At 67.3% G+C, this 16,689-nt stretch carries 21 protein-coding genes and 4 tRNA genes; 8 read left to right on the plus strand and 17 right to left on the minus strand.

Annotated elements, in window-relative coordinates; translation table 11 throughout:
- From ABZ824_RS08010 to ABZ824_RS08075, 14 genes are all read right to left on the minus strand, one after another.
- On the minus strand, positions 1-332 hold a 332-nt coding region (locus ABZ824_RS08010), incomplete at its 3' end, for an ATP-binding cassette domain-containing protein (protein WP_356962512.1).
- A gap of 225 nt (positions 333-557) precedes the next feature.
- Positions 558-938, minus strand: a complete 381-nt coding sequence (gene rplL / locus ABZ824_RS08015) for a 50S ribosomal protein L7/L12 (protein WP_043698929.1) — start codon at positions 936-938, stop codon at positions 558-560.
- 58 nt (positions 939-996) lie between these two features.
- The gene (gene rplJ, locus ABZ824_RS08020; RefSeq protein ID WP_355072042.1) at positions 997-1,536 is read right to left on the minus strand and encodes a 50S ribosomal protein L10; all 540 of its coding nucleotides are present in this window, start codon (positions 1,534-1,536) and stop codon (positions 997-999) included.
- 434 nt (positions 1,537-1,970) lie between these two features.
- Positions 1,971-2,510: an NAD(P)H-dependent oxidoreductase gene (locus tag ABZ824_RS08025; RefSeq protein WP_356962514.1), complete on the minus strand. Its 540-nt coding sequence runs from the start codon at positions 2,508-2,510 to the stop codon at positions 1,971-1,973.
- A 96-nt stretch (positions 2,511-2,606) separates the two neighbouring features.
- Positions 2,607-3,320 (minus strand): 50S ribosomal protein L1, encoded by a 714-nt coding sequence (rplA, locus tag ABZ824_RS08030; protein WP_067810457.1) that lies wholly within the window; start codon positions 3,318-3,320, stop codon positions 2,607-2,609.
- Positions 3,321-3,399: 79 nt separating this feature from the next.
- Positions 3,400-3,834, minus strand: a complete 435-nt coding sequence (rplK, locus tag ABZ824_RS08035; RefSeq protein WP_043733097.1) for a 50S ribosomal protein L11 — start codon at positions 3,832-3,834, stop codon at positions 3,400-3,402.
- Positions 3,835-3,931: 97 nt separating this feature from the next.
- The gene (gene nusG / locus ABZ824_RS08040; RefSeq protein WP_356963461.1) at positions 3,932-4,720 is read right to left on the minus strand and encodes a transcription termination/antitermination protein NusG; all 789 of its coding nucleotides are present in this window, start codon (positions 4,718-4,720) and stop codon (positions 3,932-3,934) included.
- A 117-nt stretch (positions 4,721-4,837) separates the two neighbouring features.
- Complete coding sequence (gene secE, locus ABZ824_RS08045; protein ID WP_356962516.1) at positions 4,838-5,236, minus strand: preprotein translocase subunit SecE; 399 nt, start codon at positions 5,234-5,236, stop codon at positions 4,838-4,840.
- Between the two features lie 108 nt (positions 5,237-5,344).
- Positions 5,345-5,417 (minus strand) — tRNA-Trp (locus ABZ824_RS08050).
- A gap of 222 nt (positions 5,418-5,639) precedes the next feature.
- Complete coding sequence (locus tag ABZ824_RS08055) at positions 5,640-6,704, minus strand: fused (3R)-hydroxyacyl-ACP dehydratase subunits HadA/HadB (RefSeq protein WP_356963462.1); 1,065 nt, start codon at positions 6,702-6,704, stop codon at positions 5,640-5,642.
- A 181-nt stretch (positions 6,705-6,885) separates the two neighbouring features.
- Positions 6,886-7,056, minus strand: coding sequence for a 50S ribosomal protein L33 (rpmG, locus tag ABZ824_RS08060; RefSeq protein WP_011211653.1), 171 nt, complete (start codon positions 7,054-7,056; stop codon positions 6,886-6,888).
- Positions 7,057-7,097: 41 nt separating this feature from the next.
- A tRNA-Met gene (locus tag ABZ824_RS08065) sits at positions 7,098-7,173 on the minus strand.
- Positions 7,174-7,250: 77 nt separating this feature from the next.
- Positions 7,251-7,323 (minus strand) — tRNA-Thr (locus ABZ824_RS08070).
- 369 nt (positions 7,324-7,692) lie between these two features.
- A tRNA-Tyr gene (locus ABZ824_RS08075) sits at positions 7,693-7,775 on the minus strand.
- A gap of 174 nt (positions 7,776-7,949) precedes the next feature.
- On the opposite strand from ABZ824_RS08075, the gene ABZ824_RS08080 reads away from it, so the two are divergent.
- Together ABZ824_RS08080 and ABZ824_RS08085 are read left to right on the plus strand one after the other, a co-directional pair.
- The gene (locus tag ABZ824_RS08080; protein ID WP_039802015.1) at positions 7,950-8,441 is read left to right on the plus strand and encodes a YajQ family cyclic di-GMP-binding protein; all 492 of its coding nucleotides are present in this window, start codon (positions 7,950-7,952) and stop codon (positions 8,439-8,441) included.
- A 69-nt stretch (positions 8,442-8,510) separates the two neighbouring features.
- Complete coding sequence (locus tag ABZ824_RS08085; RefSeq protein ID WP_356962518.1) at positions 8,511-8,975, plus strand: MarR family winged helix-turn-helix transcriptional regulator; 465 nt, start codon at positions 8,511-8,513, stop codon at positions 8,973-8,975.
- A gap of 11 nt (positions 8,976-8,986) precedes the next feature.
- On the opposite strand, the gene htpX is transcribed toward ABZ824_RS08085, so the two are convergent.
- Both htpX and ABZ824_RS08095 read right to left on the minus strand, forming a co-directional pair.
- Entirely contained in the window at positions 8,987-9,868 is an 882-nt protein-coding gene (gene htpX / locus ABZ824_RS08090) for a zinc metalloprotease HtpX (protein ID WP_355072031.1), read from the minus strand.
- A 158-nt stretch (positions 9,869-10,026) separates the two neighbouring features.
- Positions 10,027-11,067 (minus strand): polyprenyl synthetase family protein, encoded by a 1,041-nt coding sequence (locus tag ABZ824_RS08095; RefSeq protein WP_355072144.1) that lies wholly within the window; start codon positions 11,065-11,067, stop codon positions 10,027-10,029.
- 223 nt (positions 11,068-11,290) lie between these two features.
- Here ABZ824_RS08095 and ABZ824_RS08100 point away from each other — a divergent pair, with 223 nt between their 5' ends.
- Genes ABZ824_RS08100 through ABZ824_RS08110 form a run of 3 tightly spaced genes read left to right on the plus strand, consistent with a single transcriptional unit; the run spans position 11,291 to position 13,500 of the window.
- A complete protein-coding gene (locus ABZ824_RS08100; protein WP_356962520.1) occupies positions 11,291-12,559 on the plus strand; it encodes a geranylgeranyl reductase family protein in 1,269 nt (422 codons plus the stop codon).
- 16 nt (positions 12,560-12,575) lie between these two features.
- Positions 12,576-13,004, plus strand: coding sequence for an AraC family transcriptional regulator (locus ABZ824_RS08105; protein WP_355072027.1), 429 nt, complete (start codon positions 12,576-12,578; stop codon positions 13,002-13,004).
- Positions 13,005-13,062: 58 nt separating this feature from the next.
- The gene (locus tag ABZ824_RS08110) at positions 13,063-13,500 is read left to right on the plus strand and encodes a VOC family protein (protein ID WP_067810448.1); all 438 of its coding nucleotides are present in this window, start codon (positions 13,063-13,065) and stop codon (positions 13,498-13,500) included.
- A 43-nt stretch (positions 13,501-13,543) separates the two neighbouring features.
- Here the strand turns inward: ABZ824_RS08110 and ABZ824_RS08115 are convergent, their stop codons facing one another.
- A complete protein-coding gene (locus ABZ824_RS08115) occupies positions 13,544-14,050 on the minus strand; it encodes a DUF2505 domain-containing protein (protein ID WP_355072025.1) in 507 nt (168 codons plus the stop codon).
- 39 nt (positions 14,051-14,089) lie between these two features.
- Here ABZ824_RS08115 and ABZ824_RS08120 point away from each other — a divergent pair, with 39 nt between their 5' ends.
- The 3 genes from ABZ824_RS08120 to ABZ824_RS08130 all read left to right on the plus strand — a co-directional run bounded on the left by ABZ824_RS08120 (position 14,090) and on the right by ABZ824_RS08130 (position 16,594).
- The gene (locus ABZ824_RS08120; RefSeq protein ID WP_356962523.1) at positions 14,090-14,563 is read left to right on the plus strand and encodes a DUF3592 domain-containing protein; all 474 of its coding nucleotides are present in this window, start codon (positions 14,090-14,092) and stop codon (positions 14,561-14,563) included.
- A 109-nt stretch (positions 14,564-14,672) separates the two neighbouring features.
- Positions 14,673-15,815: a glycosyltransferase family 1 protein gene (locus ABZ824_RS08125; protein WP_356962525.1), complete on the plus strand. Its 1,143-nt coding sequence runs from the start codon at positions 14,673-14,675 to the stop codon at positions 15,813-15,815.
- A gap of 74 nt (positions 15,816-15,889) precedes the next feature.
- Entirely contained in the window at positions 15,890-16,594 is a 705-nt protein-coding gene (locus ABZ824_RS08130) for a demethylmenaquinone methyltransferase (RefSeq protein WP_356962527.1), read from the plus strand.
- The last annotated feature ends 95 nt before the right edge of the window (positions 16,595-16,689 follow it).

The raw sequence follows: 16,689 nt of genomic DNA on the forward strand, positions 1-16,689 counted from the left end.
CGCAACGGGAACGCCACGTTGTCGAACAGGTTCATCGACCCGAACAACGCACCGTCCTGGAACAACACGCCGAACAACTTCCGGATCTCGTACAGCTCCTTGTTCGAACACGTCGTGATATCCGTGCCATCGATGAAGATCGAACCACGTTCCGGGCGCAGCAGACCGATCAGCGACTTCAAGAACACCGACTTACCGGTACCCGACGGCCCCAGCAACGCACTGACCTCACCCGAAGGCAACGTCAACGACACGTCCTGCCAAATGCGCTGGGAACCGAAAGACTTGGTCACACTCTCGGTCCTGACCTCGACGCCCACGCCAACCTCCACAAATTCTCAGCGAGCTGCCCACCGGCGAACCGCGCGCTCGGTCATCGCGGTCCGTCACGTGTGGGTTCGGTCACTGTAACTCATGGGACAGATCGGGCACACCCCAACCTGACTGCGTAGTAACTCCGCAATCCTTTCGGTATCGGCGATAGCGGCGGGATTGCCGAACACGCCGAACGGGCGATCCCCAAAGGGGACCGCCCGTTCGGCGTGTTCGGTCGTGAATTACTTGACCGAGACCTTGGCGCCGGCCTCTTCCAGCTTCGCCTTGGCGGCCTCGGCGGCATCCTTGGCGACCTTCTCCAGGATCGGCTTCGGGGCGCTCTCGACCAGGTCCTTGGCTTCCTTCAGGCCCAGGCCGGAGACGATCTCGCGGACCACCTTGATGACCTGGATCTTCTTGTCGCCCGCACCCTCGAGGACGACGTCGAACTCGTCCTGCTCCTCAGCGGCCTCGGCCGGAGCGGCGGCACCGCCGACGGCGGCGACGGCGACCGGAGCAGCCGCGGTGACCTCGAACTTCTCCTCGAACTTCTTCACGAAGTCCGACAGCTCGAGCAGGGTCATGTTGCCGAAGGTCTCGAGCAGTTCGTCAACGTTGGCCATTGTTGTGTTCCTTTCGGTAGTTGATGTCTATATGCGGGCGAGTCGTGCCGCACGGGTCTTACTCGGCGGCCGGTGCGCCTTCTTCGGCCTGCTTCTTCTCCTGCAGCGCGGCGGCCAGGCGGGCCACCTGCGAGGCGGGAGCGTTGAACAGACCGGCGGCCTTGGTGAGGTTGCCCTTGAGCGCGCCCGCCAGCTTGGCCAGCAGCACCTCGCGGGTTTCCAGGTCGGCGATCCGCTCGACCTCGGACACGGACAGCGGAGCGCCGTCCATGTAGCCGCCCTTGATGATGAGCGCCTTGTTGTCCTTCGCGAAGGTCTTCAGGGCCTTGGCCGCGTTGACCGGCTCACCCGTGATGAAGGTGATCGCGGTCGGCCCGACGAACAGTTCGTCGAGACCTTCCACGCCCGCCTCAGCGGCGGCACGCTTGACCAGGGTGTTCTTGGCGACGGAGTACGTGGCGTCGGCGCCGAGCGCGCGCCGCAGCTCGGTGAGCTTGCCGACCGACAGGCCACGGTATTCCGTGACGACGGTGGCCGTCGAGCTCTTGAACTGCTCCGCGATCTCCTCGACCGCGGTGACCTTCTCGGGTTTTGCCATACTTCGCCTCCTCTCTGATTGGTCGGTTCGTATACGCGAACTACCGATCAGGGGCCGGCGACAAAACAAACGCCCCGAACGCAGAGCGTTCCGGGGCGCAACAGAAAACCGATCCGGTGCGTATCCGGATCAATTCCCAGCCTCGGCTCTCCCTGCGTGGGCCGCCGGCAATGTCGCCGGACCTTCGACCGAACCCATACGGGATCGGCGACCAACGGTCTTCGGTAGAACGGATTGGGTAGCGATCGAACTCGTCGATAACTGACTTCCAATGTACCTGCATGGGTTCCCATCTGCCAAAACGGGCCCCGGCATACGTCTGATCGCAACCACTCGGCCGTCGAATCGTTGTGCCGCGACTCACTTTTCCGCGGTGCACACCCGTGCACCACCTGGAATGCGATGCCGCGGTCCGCGTCGGCGAGTGGTGTTTCTCACGAAGTCGCGGTCGCGGCATGCCGCGCGAGACCGCGCAACACGGCCGTGGCGCCGGACCGGAATTCAGGGTCGGCGACCAGTCCGTCCGGGCCGACGCCCTCGCGCGGCACAGGGAGTCGTCGGCAGGCATCCGGATCGATGTCGGCTCCGACGTAACCCAGCACGCTGCGCAGTGTGGCGGTCGCGCCGTCACCGCGACCCTCCGGCGCGACCGTGATCCAAGCGACCGGCTTGCCGTAGAGATCACCGGCGCCAACCGTCCAGTCCAGCAGGTTCTTCAAACTGCCCGGCAAAGTGCCCGCGTATTCGGGCGTGGAGAACAGCACGGCGTCGGCGCGCGAAAGTTGTTCGCGGAGCGCGACTACCGCGGGATGAGCGGTGCCGTCGTCGTCCGGAGCGAAAGCGGGCAGATCCGCGAGCCCGTCGTACCAGACGGTTTCGACACCGTCCGGGGCGATCGCCGAGGCGGTTCGTAGTGCGGCGGAATTGGTGGAGGCGGCGCGAGTACTACCGGAGATCAACAGAACGACGGTCACATCCACCCCAACCACGCCGCCGAGCGGATTAGTCCTCGAACGCGCAACGGCGGGAACGCACAATGCGTTCCCGCCGTTGCCGCGGCTAGCTGCTGCTTACGCGTCCTCTTCCAAGAGGTTGCGGGTGCGGTTCGGGTCCACCGGGATGCCCGGTCCGGTGTTCGTCGAGACCGTCACCTTCTTGACGTAGCGGCCCTTGGCGGTCGACGGCTTGGCCCGCAGGATCTCGTCCAGCGCGGCGCCGTAGTTCTCCACCAGCTTGCTGTCGTCGAAGGACGCCTTGCCGATGACGAAGTGCAGGTTGGCCTGCTTGTCGACACGGAAGTTGATCTTGCCGCCCTTGATGTCGTTGACGGCCTTGGTCACATCGGTGGTGACCGTGCCCGTCTTCGGGTTCGGCATCAGGCCACGCGGGCCGAGGACACGCGCGATCCGGCCGACCTTGGCCATCTGGTCCGGGGTGGCGATCGCGGCGTCGAAGTCCAGCCAGCCGCCCTGGATCCGCTCGATCAGGTCCTCGGCGCCGACGGCATCGGCGCCCGCGGCCTCGGCCTCGGCGGCCTTCTCGCCCGCGGCGAACACGATGACGCGGGCGGTCTTACCGGTGCCGTGCGGCAGGTTGACCGTGCCGCGGACCATCTGGTCCGCCTTGCGGGGATCCACACCGAGACGCACGGCGACCTCGACGGTCGCGTCGGTCTTGGTGGTGGCGGTCTCCTTCGCCAGGCGCGCGGCGGCCAGCGGGGAGTAGAGCTTGGTGCGATCGACCTTCTCGGCCGCGGCGAGGTACGCCTTGCTTCGTTTTGCCATGATTCTCTGTCCTGTTCGATCGGTAGTTCAGACGTGGTTATCGGGCCTGGCCGGCCCTCCCACCGGGGAGCGGTTCCGCTCAGCCCTCGACGGTGATGCCCATCGAACGGGCGGTACCCGCGATGATCTTGGCCGCCTGCTCGAGGTCGTTGGCGTTCAGATCTTCCTGCTTCGTCTTGGCGATCTCGCGCACCTGGTCCATGGTCACCTTGGCGACCTTGTTGCGGTGCGGCTCCGCCGAGCCCTTCTGCACGCCGGCGGCCTTGAGCAGCAGCTTGGCGGCGGGAGGGGTCTTCAGCTTGAAGTCGAACGACCGGTCCTCGTACACCGAGATCTCGACCGGGATGACGTTGCCACGCTGCGACTCGGTCGCGGCGTTGTACGCCTTGCAGAACTCCATGATGTTGACGCCGTGCTGACCGAGCGCGGGGCCGACCGGAGGGGCCGGGTTCGCCTGGCCGGCCTGGATCTGAAGCTTGATGATCCCGGCGAGCTTCTTCTTCTTGGGGGGCATCTTTCTTTCCTAGGTGTTGGTGTCCCTTGCTCTTTGCAAGTCTGGTGTTGCGATCCTCGCCCGGGGCCGGATTCACCCGGCCGCCGACAGAGCTGGTCTAGATCTTCGCGACCTGGGTGAACGCCAGCTCGACCGGGGTCTCGCGGCCGAAGATCGACACGAGCACCTTCAGCTTCTGCTGCTCGGCGTTCACCTCGGAGATGCTGGCGGGCAGCGTCGCGAACGGGCCGTCCATGACGGTCACCGACTCGCCGACCTCGAAGTCGACCTCGATGACCGGCTTCGGCGCGATCTCGCCGCCCGCGGTCTCGGGAGTCGCCGCAGCGGCTGCCGCGGCGGGCTTCTTCTGCTGCTGTGCGGCCGGAACGAGGAACTTCACCACGTCATCGATGGACAGCGGCGACGGGCGCGAAGTGGCGCCGACGAAACCCGTGACGCCGGGGGTGTTGCGCACCGCGCCCCACGACTCGTCGTTCAGCTCCATCCGGACCAGGATGTAACCGGGCAGCACCTTGCGGTTGACGTGCTTGCGCTGCCCGTTCTTGATCTCGGTGACCTCTTCGGTGGGCACCTCCACCTGGAAGATGTAGTCCTCCAGGTCCAGGTTCTGCACGCGGGTCTCGAGGTTGGCCTTCACCTTGTTCTCGTAACCGGCGTAGGAGTGGATGACGTACCACTCGCCGGGAGCGCGCCGCAGCGCCGCCTTCATCTCGGCGACCGGGTCGGCGGGCTCGGCATCGACGGCGGCGGCAGGGGCGGACTCAGCGGGCTCCGATTCCTCGACCGCGGGCTCGTCGGTCGCGAACTCCTCGACGGAGTCGGTGGACTCGGCCACCGTGTCGTCGGCCGGGAACTTGTCGTGTATGTCGTTCTCCGGGGTGCTCACTGGGGCACTCGCTTCCTGTGTCGTCACGTACATCCTCTGCGTGCCGGGCCGGGCGCGCGGCGAAATCACTCCACCCGTCTCCGCCCGGGATCGGCTACCGGCGTCGGCGTCGTTCAGCTAGCCGAACAGCCAGTTGACACCCTTGATGAACGCCAGATCCAACCCGCTGATGAACGCGACCATGAAAATCACGAACACCAGAACAACGCTCGTATAGGTGACCATCTGCTTCCGGTTGGGCCAGATCACCTTGCGCAGTTCCGCGATGACCTCACGCAGGAACTTGAGCAAACGCTTGAACGGATTACCCGACTTCTTGCGTTCGGCCCGATCGGTCGCCTTGGCTGCCTTCCGCGACGGACGGTCGAGCGTGGCGATAGCGCCCGTGTCGACCTCCGAAGACCCGGCACGGGTCCGCCGCGCGGACCGCTTTCCGCTCGGCCGTGTCGCTGCGGCGGTGTCGTCGCCTTCGTCGGCGGCATGTGCGCCGCGGCGAGTGTCCCGCTCGTCGCTCACGCCTTCTCCTCGCTGAGCTCGGTGCCGTCGTGCGCGATGCGCGCTGTGCCAATGGCTCGCTCGCTACGCTCGCTCACGTCGATCCTCTCTCGTCGCTGGCATCCAGGGCAGGGGCGACAGGACTTGAACCTGCAACCTGCGGTTTTGGAGACCGCTGCTCTGCCAGTTGAGCTACGCCCCTTTGGTCGGACGATGTTTACTGTCCAACCACTGTTCGATATTCAGTTGTGCCCTGGTGTCACACAACACGCGCGCCGCTCCGGCAGTTGCCGGCCCCGTCGGCGAATCCTCGCGGATCGCCTGGAACCAGCCCCTCAGAGCAGCGCGCAGCGGCTGGCGACCCCAGAAACCTGAGTGTACGTTACCGTCCGCGCCATTAGCCAATCCGGGTCGCTGTCCCTGGTCAGGCCAGCTGCACCGTCGCGGTCGCGCGGCCGAAGATCTTCTTCCCCGCCGCCTTCGCGACGATGGCCACGACCGCGGTCTTGGTCTCCGGATCGACCGACTTCACCTTACCGGTGTACTCGACTTCGGCGGCCTCGTCGGACCCGACGTAGACCGGGCTGGTGAAGCGGACGTTGTACTCCTTGATCGCGCCCGGGTCGCCCAGCCACGAGGTGACGAAACCGCCACCGAGGCCCATGGTCAGCATGCCGTGCGCGACCACGTTCTCCAGGCCGACCAGCTTCACGACCTCGTCGCTCCAGTGGATCGGGTTGGCGTCACCGGAGACGCCCGCGTAGTTCACCAGATCGCCGCGGGTGAGCCGGACGACGCGGGTGGGCAGCTCGTCACCCACCGAGACGTCCTCGAACCCGATGGCGTGCTTGGTGCGCACACCGTCCACGGGCGGCACGACCGGCGCGGGCGCCTGGGTCACCGCGAGCGAGCGCGGACGATGCCCCGGCGCGTCCTCGCCGATGCCGTGCATGAGCACGTTCCGGACGGCGGCGTTGAGGTTCGGGTCGATATCGCCGCCGCTGCGGCCGACGAGGGTGGTGTAAGTGGTGAGCACCAGTTCGTCGTTCTGCGCGGTGACGATGTTTTTGGTCACGATGATGTCGCCGCCGAATGCCTGCCGGAACGAGTGCAGGTGGACATCGCAGGTGAGCTGGTCGCCGACCTTGATCGGGCGATGGAACTCGAGGATCTGGTCGGTCTGCATGATCTGGCTGAGGTCGTAGCCGGTGACGACCTCTTCGAACAGTTTGCGCTGGGCGAGAATTCCGACCAGGGAGATGAAGGTAACCGGCGCGAGCAGGTTGTCGTACCCGTACTCCTGCGCCGCGTCCTCGTCCCAGTGCACCGGGTGGTAGTCCTGCACGGCGCGGGCGTATTCACGCACCTTCTCGCGGCCGACCTCGTAGTAGTCGTCGACGCGGTAGTGGTGACCGACCATCGCCGCGGCGTTCGCCGCGGGGTCGAGCGCCTCGCTCGTCTGGACCGCTTCGTCTGTACCGGTGTTGATTGTCACGGGAGGACTGTACCTATCTGACCCCGTCACCCGGAGTCTGTGGAGCGCTCACCACCGCACCCACACCGTGAAATGCGTCAGGGCCGGACAATTGTCCGGCCCTCGCGGTGCCACGGCCCGAGATACCGGGAGCGACTCCCGGCGCTACACCACGCGGTAGTTCACGCGTGGATGACTAGCGGGATTCGCGGTGCGCCCGGTGCGTGCCGCAGTTCGGGCAGAACTTCTTCAGCTCCAGGCGGTCCGGATCGTTGCGCCGGTTCTTCTTGGTGATGTAGTTGCGGTGCTTGCACTGCTCGCAGGCCAAGGTGATCTTTGGCCGGACATCGGTGGACTTCGCGGCCACGATATGCCTTCTTTCCGGTACCTGATGGGCTTGATCGGTTGTGGTAGCGATGGCCGGACTTGAACCGGCGACACAACGATTATGAGTCGTTTGCTCTACCGACTGAGCTACACCGCCACGGCGTCGCATTGCCATGGTGCCGAGCCCGCACTATCGGGAGCGATGCCGAGTCGGTCACCACCGGCAATCCGGCGAGCCCCCTAACGGAATCGAACCGTTGACCTTTTCCTTACCATGGAAACGCTCTGCCGACTGAGCTAAGGGGGCATGACTACTTCCGCACCGAGCCCCAAATACTCGACCTCAGCGCGGTGAAGTCTTGAACGAGGTTACACACTCACCGCTCCCACCACCAAACCGTGTGGTCAGAGACGTATTTTTCGCCCGCGCGGATACGGGATTCCACGCGTCGCCGGGGCTCGCACACACGCCGACACCGCTCGCGACCGCATCGAGCGCGCAAACCGACCTCGCAGGGCTGTCGGGTTCAGAATCAAACGAAACGCATGTGACCAACGCAACCGCTGGAAGGTGGGTCCGGGGGGCGAAGCCCCGCCGGGCGGGACGTGGGTCGCACCCCACAAGACATACAAGTGAGCCCTGTACGCGCTTTTTGCGTACAGGGCTCACTCGCGGTGGCAGGTGTAGGATTCGAACCTACGTAGGCTTTCACCGACAGATTTACAGTCTGCTCCCATTGGCCGCTCGGGCAACCTGCCTTTCGCGCATTGTTTCGCGCGCTGAGCAGAATACATCGAACCCGCACCCTGAATGCAAACCGGCTGGCTATCGGCCGTGCGACGCGACTACCCTCGGGTCTCCGGGTAGAACTGACGGGGGCTGGAAGCGTCCGGTTCAACTCGCCCGTCGGACCATCAGAACAGGAGCGCAGCGTGGCTGATTCGTCTTTCGATGTTGTGAGCAAGGTCGACCGGCAGGAGGTCGACAACGCCCTGCATCAGGCGGAGAAGGAGCTCAACACCCGCTACGACTTCCGCGGCACCGGCGCGTCGATCGAATGGTCCGGCGAGGACAAGATCGTCCTCACCGCGGAGGCGGAGGAGCGCGTCAAGGCCGCGCTGGAGGTGTTCAAGGAGAAGCTGATCCGCCGCGACATCTCGCTGAAGGCGTTCGACGCGGGTGAGCCGGTCTCCTCCGGCAAGGTCTACAAGATCACCGGTTCGCTGGTGCAGGGCATCGACTCCGAGCACGCGAAGAAGATCTCCAAGAAGATCAGGGACGAGGGCCCCAAGGGCGTGAAGGCGCAGATCCAGGGCGACGAGCTGCGCGTGAGCAGCAAGAAGCGCGACGATCTGCAGGCCGTCATCGCCCTGCTGAAGGGCGAGGATTTCGGGATCGCGCTGCAGTTCGTCAACTACCGCTGAGCGCCGGGTCCGCAGCGCGGCCGGGTCGGTCGCGTTCAGCGTGTCCACGAGGGTGCTAGAGGGGACTGCATGTCGACCGAGGAGCGGGCCGGACTCGGCGTGGACGAGGGCATCCGCACGTTGTTGCTGCTCATGCCGCGCGTGGTCGGACGGGCCAAGAAGTTGGGCGTTCCCCCGGAGCTGGAATCCTTCTCGCTGGCGCCGCGGCACCTGTCGTTGCTGGCCAACCTGGTGTTCGACGGCCCGACCACGGTGACGGACCTGGCCGCCCGGCTGGAGGTGGCGCCGACGACGGTGAGTCTCATGGTCGGCGAACTCAGCAAGCAGGGTGTGCTCGAACGCGGCACCGACCCGGACGACCGCAGACGCACCATCGTCGCCATCGCATCGGCGCACGAGCGATCCGTGCACAAATGGCTGGGACGCAGCGCTCGCGCCTGGCGTACGGTGCTCGAGCCGCTCACGGCGGAGCAGCGGAAGTTGTTCGTCGATACGTTCCGCGCTTACGAAGACCAACTGGCCTCGGACGACTGAGGCCGCCGGGCTCAGTACCGGCGGGGACCGCCCGCCATCTCCTCCAGCCGGGCGATGCGCTCGTTCATCGGCGGGTGCGTGGTGAACCAGCGGGCGACCCGCTCACCCGGACGGAACGGGTTGGCGATCATCAGATGCGACTGCGACGCCAGCCGCGGTTCGGGCGGAAGTGGGGCGGTGTGGACGCCGCGTTCGATCTTCCGCAGTGCGGAGGCGAGGGCCAGCGGGTCGCCGGTCAGTTCGGCGCCGGATTGGTCGGCCTGGAATTCGCGCGAGCGAGAGACGGCCAGCTTGATCAGCGTGGCCGCGATCGGGCCGAGCAACGACACCAGCAGCACGGCCAGCACGTTCGGTCCCTCGCCGTTGCGGTTGCCGCCGAACATGGACGCGTAGACGGCCAGGTTGGCCAGGCCGGAGATGACGGCGGCGAGCGCACCCGCGATCGAGGAGATGAGGATGTCGCGGTTGTAGACGTGCGACAGTTCGTGGCCGAGCACGGCCCGCAATTCCCGCTCGTCGAGAAGTTGCAGGATGCCGCTGGTGCAACACACCGCGGCATGGCGCGGATTGCGTCCGGTGGCGAAGGCGTTGGGCGCGTTCGTGGGGCTGATGTACAGCCGCGGCATCGGCTGGCGCGCGATGGTGGCCAGCTCGCGCACGATCCGGTACATGACCGGCGCCTCCAGCTCGCTGACCGGCTGCGCGTGCATGGCCCGCAACGCGATCTTGTCGCTGTTGAAGTACGCGTAGGCGTTCATGCCCACCGCGAGCAGGATCGCGACGACGAGGATCGTCGGGTTGCGGAACAGCGCGCCGATGAACACGATCAGGGCCGACAGGCCCACCATCAGCCCGAAGGTCTTCAGCCCGTTCGCAAACCCGTGCCCGTGCATACGTCTCCCTTGCCGCTCCCCCGTTCACCGAGTCGCCTTACAGCAGATAAACGATAGAAGCTCCAGGCAAAGTTCCGATGAATCCGCGCCCAGCCGAAATCAGCCGGCGGAAATCAATCCTCGCCGACATGCGCCCCTGCTCATGAGCGGCGGACCACTCAACCCACGCGTTCGATGGTGTAGCGGACCAGCCGCTCCAGCGCGTCGTTCGCGGGGCCGCCGGGCAGGGCGGACAGCTCGGCGTAGGCGAGGTCGGCGTAGCCCTGGAGCTTCTCCTTGGCCAGCGCCATGCCGCGGGAGTCGGCGAGCAGGTCGAGCGCCTCTTTCACCTCGTCGTCGGTCTCCAGCGGACGCGCGAGCAGCTTGCGCAGCCGGTCGCCGTCGACGCCCTCCTCGCGCAGCGCGTACAGCACCGGCAGCGTGTGCACACCTTCACGCAGGTCGGTGCCAGGGGTCTTGCCGGACTGCTCGGAGGCGGAGGAGATGTCGATGATGTCGTCGGAGATCTGGAAGGCGGTGCCGACCGCGTCGCCGAGGCGGGCCAGTCGCTCGACGTGCTCGGCATCCGCACCCGAGAAGGTGCCGCCGAAGCGGCCTGCGGCGGCGATGAGCGAACCGGTCTTCTCCCACACCACGCGGAGATAGTGCTCGACGGGGTCCTGGGATTCGCGGGCGCCCATGGTCTCGCGCATCTGACCGGTGACGAGTTCGGCGAAGGTCTCGGCGATGATGCGCACCGCGTCGGGACCGAGGGTGGAGGTGAGCCGGGACGCGTGCGCGAACAAGTAGTCGCCCGCGAGGATCGCGATGTTGTTCCCCCACCGCGAGTTGACGCTCGGCGCGCCGCGGCGCATCGGGGCCTCGTCCATCACGTCGTCGTGGTACAGCGTCGCCAGGTGCACGAGTTCGACGACGGTGCCCGCGGTGACCAGAGCGGGATCGGCGGGGCGCGGGCCGAGCTGTCCGGTGAGGATGGTGAAGAGCGGACGGAATCGCTTGCCGCCGGCCTTGGCCAGGTGCAGCGCCGCCTCCTGGAGGAATTCCGCGCCGTCGGACAGCTCGTCGACGAGGAGTCTCTCCACGTCCGCCAAGCCGTTGCGCACGGTATCGGCCAGCCCGACGTCACCGAGATCGACCCCGGCCACGACCGTGCCCGCGTCGCTCCCGGCTTCGCTGTGCCCGCCGTGCGCCGTGTCCATGATTCGCTCGCTGCGCTCGCTCATGGCCGATGTGCTCATTCCTTCTCCCAGCGATGCGTCCGACCCCACGGTAGAGAACCTAGCGTGTCCCCGCCGGATGGCCCATGAACACCGTCACTCTGTGGCGGATCGTCCACTGCCGCACCGCCTCGATGGTGACCGTCCACGACGCGAGCGCGACCGCCGTCGACATCGGCGAGACGGCCCTGCGAGTATGGACCGCATGGGTTCACCGGAAGCGAGTCCCGCGCCCGACGAGGACGCGTTGCCCAGCCGGGCCGAGGTGCTGGTCGTCGGCGCGGGCCCGGCCGGATCGGCGTCGGCGGCCTGGGCGGCGCGGGCCGGACGCGACGTAGTGCTCGTCGATTCCGCCGTTTTTCCCAGGGACAAGACCTGCGGTGACGGGCTCACCCCGCGTGCGACCGCCGAATTGGAGCAGCTGGGGCTCGGCGAGTGGGTGCGCGCGCACGTCGTCAACCACGGCCTCCGGATGACCGGCTTCGGCCGCGAAGCGCTGCTGAACTGGCCGGGCGGTTCCTTCCCCACGTACGGAAGCGCGGTTCCCCGAACCGAACTCGACGACAAGTTGCGCGAGACGGCGGTGAAGTCGGGCGCGCGCATGGTGGACGGGACGAAGGTAATGGATGTCACCCGGGAGGGTGACCGGGTCACGGGTGTGACGGTGCGTACGGCGGGCGGCACGCGCACCATCGCCTGCCGGACGCTGGTGGTCGCCGACGGGGTGCGTTCGCCGATCGGGCGGCTGCTCGGCCGCGTCTGGCATCGGCAGTACGCCTACGGCACCGCCGCGCGGGCCTACATCAAGTCCGGCCGCAGCGACGACCAGTGGATCACCTCGCATCTGGAGTTGCGCGACGCCTCCGGCGAACTGGTTCCCGGCTACGGCTGGGTGTTCCCGCTCGGCAATGGCGAGGTCAACATCGGTGTGGGGTCGCTGGCCACGGAACGTCGCCCCTCGCACATCGCGTTGAAGCCGCTCTTGGCGCACTACACCGCGCTGCGCACCGAGGAATGGCAATTCGAGGGCTCGCTGCGCGCGGTCGCCTCGGCCCTGCTGCCGATGGGCGGGGCGGTCTCGAACGTCGCGGGGCGCAACTGGGTGCTGATCGGCGACGCGGCGGGATGTGTGAACCCGCTGAACGGCGAAGGCATCGATTACGGCTTGGAGGGCGGCCACATGCTGGCCGGCCTGCTGGACGAGCCCGACTTCACCGCGATCTGGCCGCAGACCCTGCGCGCCCGCTACGGACGCACGTTCTCGGTCGCCCGGCGGATCGCGGGCCTGGCCACACACCCGCGCATGGTGCCGCTGGGCGGTCCTCCGGTGATGCGGTCGAAGTACTTGCAGCGCACCGCGGTCCGGGTGATGGGCAATCTGGTGACCGACGAGGACGTCGACCTGACCGCGCGGGCGTGGCGGATGGCGGGCCGGGCATCGCTGCGCTTCGACGAGCGTCCGCCGTTCGCTTAGGGACGAGGGCGGCGCGATGGGCGGACAACGAGCGCGCGGCTTGCCCGCGCTGTATCTGCTCCCGCATCTGCGCCGGGCCAGGGACCTCGCGGACCGCCATTACGCCGACCCGCTGCATCTGGAGGAACTGGCGGCGGCCGCCGGGGTGTCGAAATACCACTTCCTGCGCGCGTTCGCCGCGGTCTACGGCCGCACCCCCGCCGTGTACCTGGCCGAGCGGCGCATCGAACGCGCCCAGGACCTGCTGCGCTCGACCAATCTGACGGTCACCGAGGTGTGCATGCTGGTCGGCTACAGCAGCCTCGGCTCGTTCAGCAGCAAGTTCCGGCAGTTGGTCGGGGTCACGCCGTCGGAATACCAGGCGAAGTTCGCCGACGGCGCTCCGCGTATCCCCGGCTGTTTCGTGTTCATGCACGGGCTCTCCGACCGCAAGCCGCCAGGCTGACCGAACGGCGCAATTTCGGAGAAGCCGGTGGCCTCGTGCCCGCCATAGCGTGGACCGCATGACGACGATTACGAACGTTTCCCTGGTGACGGTGTACGTGACGGACCAAACCGCCGCGAAAGAGTGGTACGTCGACAAGCTCGGCTTCGTCGAGACCAGCGATGTCACGATGGGCGACAACGGTTTCCGCTGGGTCACCGTCGCGCATCCCGCGCACCCCGAGCTGGAGATCACGCTGATGCTTCCCGGCCCGCCGCTGGACGAGAACTACGCCGACGCCGTCCGGCGGGCGCTGGCCAACGGCACGCACGGCTCGCTCGGCCTGCGGACCGAGAACTGCCAGAAGACCTTCGAGGAACTCACCGCCAAAGGGGTGGAGTTCGTGCAGCCGCCCGCCGAACGGCCCTACGGGACCGAGGCGATCATCCGGGACAATTCGGGAAACTGGCTGGTCCTGGTGGAGCCGAAGGAGTTCTCGCCGCAGGACTTCGCCTAGGCCGCGACGGCGTTGCCCCGGCGCGCTGGGGCAACGCGCGCGCTCACGCGGTCGACTCGGCGGACAGCCAGTCCTCGATGCTTTTGCGCTCGCCCTTCAGCACTCGGTGGAGCAACTGCTCGGCGAGTGGCTCGATCGCGCCGCCGACCACGAGAACCTTCACCCGCACGGTGCCGACGACCTCGATCTCGGAACCTTCCGCGGTGGAACGGATCTCGTAGGACCCCGACATCGCGGTGTTGATGCCGCCGGTGGAGACCTCGAAGGTGCCTTTGGCGACCTCGCCGACCAGCGGCTGCCAGTTGTCGGTGCGGGAGAAGGTGAGTTCGCTCCTGAGCACCTTGCGGACCAGCGCTGGCACCTTGTCCTCGGGAGCCTTCTCGGTCATATGGATGCGAATGGTGCCCGCGCCGTCGGGATGCGACAGGTCGACTGTCGCCGTCTCCGCCTCGGCGAAGCGGGACCGCCAGACGTCGTCGGTGATGAGTGCCCGGTGGAGATCTTCGACCGGGACTGTGTACGGCACGGTGAAGCTGAATTTTCGGGACATGGCCGCCACCGTAGCCGAGCCGATCGGTAGCCTGTGGCGGTGTCGGAAACCAGCCAGTTCACCAGGCGGCCGATCCGCCTGCGACGGGCCAGGATCGGCGTGTTGATCGCCGCGACGGCGGTGAGCGTGCTCGTCGGGCTGCTGGTGCTGGCCGCGTGGCGCAACGATTATCTGATCAGCTCGGACAAGGGCAGCACCACGGCCGAGGTGCTCTCGGCGGGACGGCTGCGCTCGGCGGTCATGTACGTCACACCGGACGGCGAGACGCACAATCCGAAGGTCGGCGTGCTCTATCCGACCAACTTGACCGCGGGCGAGCGGATTCGTGTGGAGTACCGCCGCAGCGACCCGGACCTGGTGCGGGTGGAGGGCCGTGACGTGCGCGTCGCCATTCCGCCCGCGTTGTCGGTGATCGTCGTGGTGTGGCTGCTCGCGCTGCCCGCGCTGTGGTTGCTTTTCCGCGCGGGTAGGCGCGGTCCCGCGCCGGTGGTCAGGCCCGCCCCGCAGGCCTGAGATCCGCGTCACCGGGAAAGCGGTCGGGGTTCCGATAGTTCGCCGGATCTTTCCGTGCGCTTCACTTCGGCGTGGCGGCGTGGCGCGGTGTAGCGGTCACGCTGGGAGCGTGCGTGTAGCGATCGTCGCGGAGTCGTTCCTGCCGAACATGAACGGTGTCGTCAACTCGGTGCTGCGGGTGCTCGACCACCTGGACCGGAACGGGCACGAAGCGCTGATCATCGCGCCGGACACCCCCCGCGGACAGCCCGCCGCACCGCGCCACTACGAGCGTTTCCCGGTCCACCGGGTACCCGCGGTCATGGTCCCGAAGGTCAGTTCGCTGCCGGTCGGGCTGCCCCAGCCGGGCATCGTCTCGGCCATCGAGGACTTCGACGCCGAGGTGGTTCACCTGGCCTCTCCGTTCCTGCTCGGCGCCGGCGGCCTCGGCGCGGCATTGCGGCTGGATCTGCCCACTGTCGCGGTGTATCAGACCGACGTGGCCGGCTTCGCCAAGAGTTACGGGCTCGGGCTGGCGAGCCGTGCCGCCTGGGGCTGGACCCGGCGCATCCACGAGGGCGCCACCCGCACGCTCGCCCCGTCCCGGGCCGCCGCGGAGGACCTGGCCAGGCACGGCATCCCGCGCGTGCACCGGTGGGGGCGCGGCGTCGACATCGCGCGGTTCACGCCGAGCGCCCGCTCCGCCGAACTACGGGACGCCTGGCTCGCGGGCCGGGACCGCCTGCTGGTGGGCTTCGTGGGGCGACTCGCGCCGGAGAAGCACGTCGAGCGGCTCGCGGTGCTGGCCGCCGACCCGGACATCCAGCTGGTGATCGTCGGCGACGGGCCGGAGCGTCAGCGGCTGGCCCGGCTGATGCCGACCGCGGTGTTCACCGGCGAACTCGGCGGCGGCGAGCTGACGCGGGCGTACGCCAGTCTGGACGTCATGGTGCACGCGGGCGAACACGAGACGTTCTGCCAGGGCGTGCAGGAGGCGCTGGCCTCCGGTGTCCCCGTGATCGGTCCCGACGCGGGCGGTCCCCGCGACCTGATCGCCCACTGCCGCAACGGCTATCTGCTTCCGGTGGACCGGTTCGGCGAGTTGCTGCCCAGCGCTGTCGGGGCGCTGCACGATCCGGAGCTGCGGACCCGGTTCGCCGGGGCGGCGCGGAAGTCGGTGCTGTCGCGGACTTGGCCCGCCATCTGCACCGAGTTGATGGGCCACTACACGGAAGTGACCGGCGCGCGGATTCGGTTGCCGCATACGGCATGAACCCGGCCGAAGCGTGACGGAGGTATCCACGCGCCGCGCTCGGTTCGTAACAGACCGCGAGTTAGGGTCTTCCCGTGCCGAAAACGCAATCGAACCGGGCCTCGTTGGACAAGCAGCCGCGCGAAGTCGCGGCGATGTTCGATGGCGTCGCCCGGCGCTACGACCTGACCAACACGGTGATCTCCGCCGGCCAGGATCGCTATTGGCGCTGGGCGACCCGCAAGGCGCTGGCGGCACGGCCGGGCGAGCGGCTGCTCGATCTCGCGGCGGGCACCGGTGTATCCACCCTGCAATTGCAGAAATCCGGCGCGTGGTGCCTCGCAGCCGACTTCTCCAAGGGCATGCTCAGCGCGGGCCGGTTCCGCGACGTGCCGATGGTGGCGGCCGACGCGATGGCGCTGCCGTTCGCCGACGACTCCTTCGACGCGGTGACCATCTCCTTCGGGCTGCGCAACGTGGCCGACACCGACCTCGCCCTGCGCGAGATGCTGCGGGTCACCAAGCCCGGCGGCAGGCTGGTGGTGTGCGAGTTCTCCGCGCCGGTGCTGCCGGTGTTCCGCACGGTGTACCTGGAGTACCTGATGAAAGCGCTGCCCAAGGTGGCGCGCGTGGTCAGCAGTAATCCCGAAGCCTACGTCTACCTGGCCGAATCGATCACGGAGTGGCCCAATCAGCGCAGGCTGGCGATGCGGATCGCGGCGAACGGGTGGTCGTCGGTGAAGTGGCGCAACCTCACCGGGGGCGTGGTTGCCCTGCACCGCGCCTACAAGCTGGACTGAGCCGGAGATCTGGATCACACCTCACCGACCGATCCGGGAGCGGTGAGGAGGAATGTCACCTGGCGATAACGCGAGGTAAATCCGGCGCAATCGGC

This window comes from Nocardia sp. NPDC047038 (assembly GCF_040644075.1).
Lineage (GTDB): Bacteria > Actinomycetota > Actinomycetes > Mycobacteriales > Mycobacteriaceae > Nocardia > Nocardia sichangensis.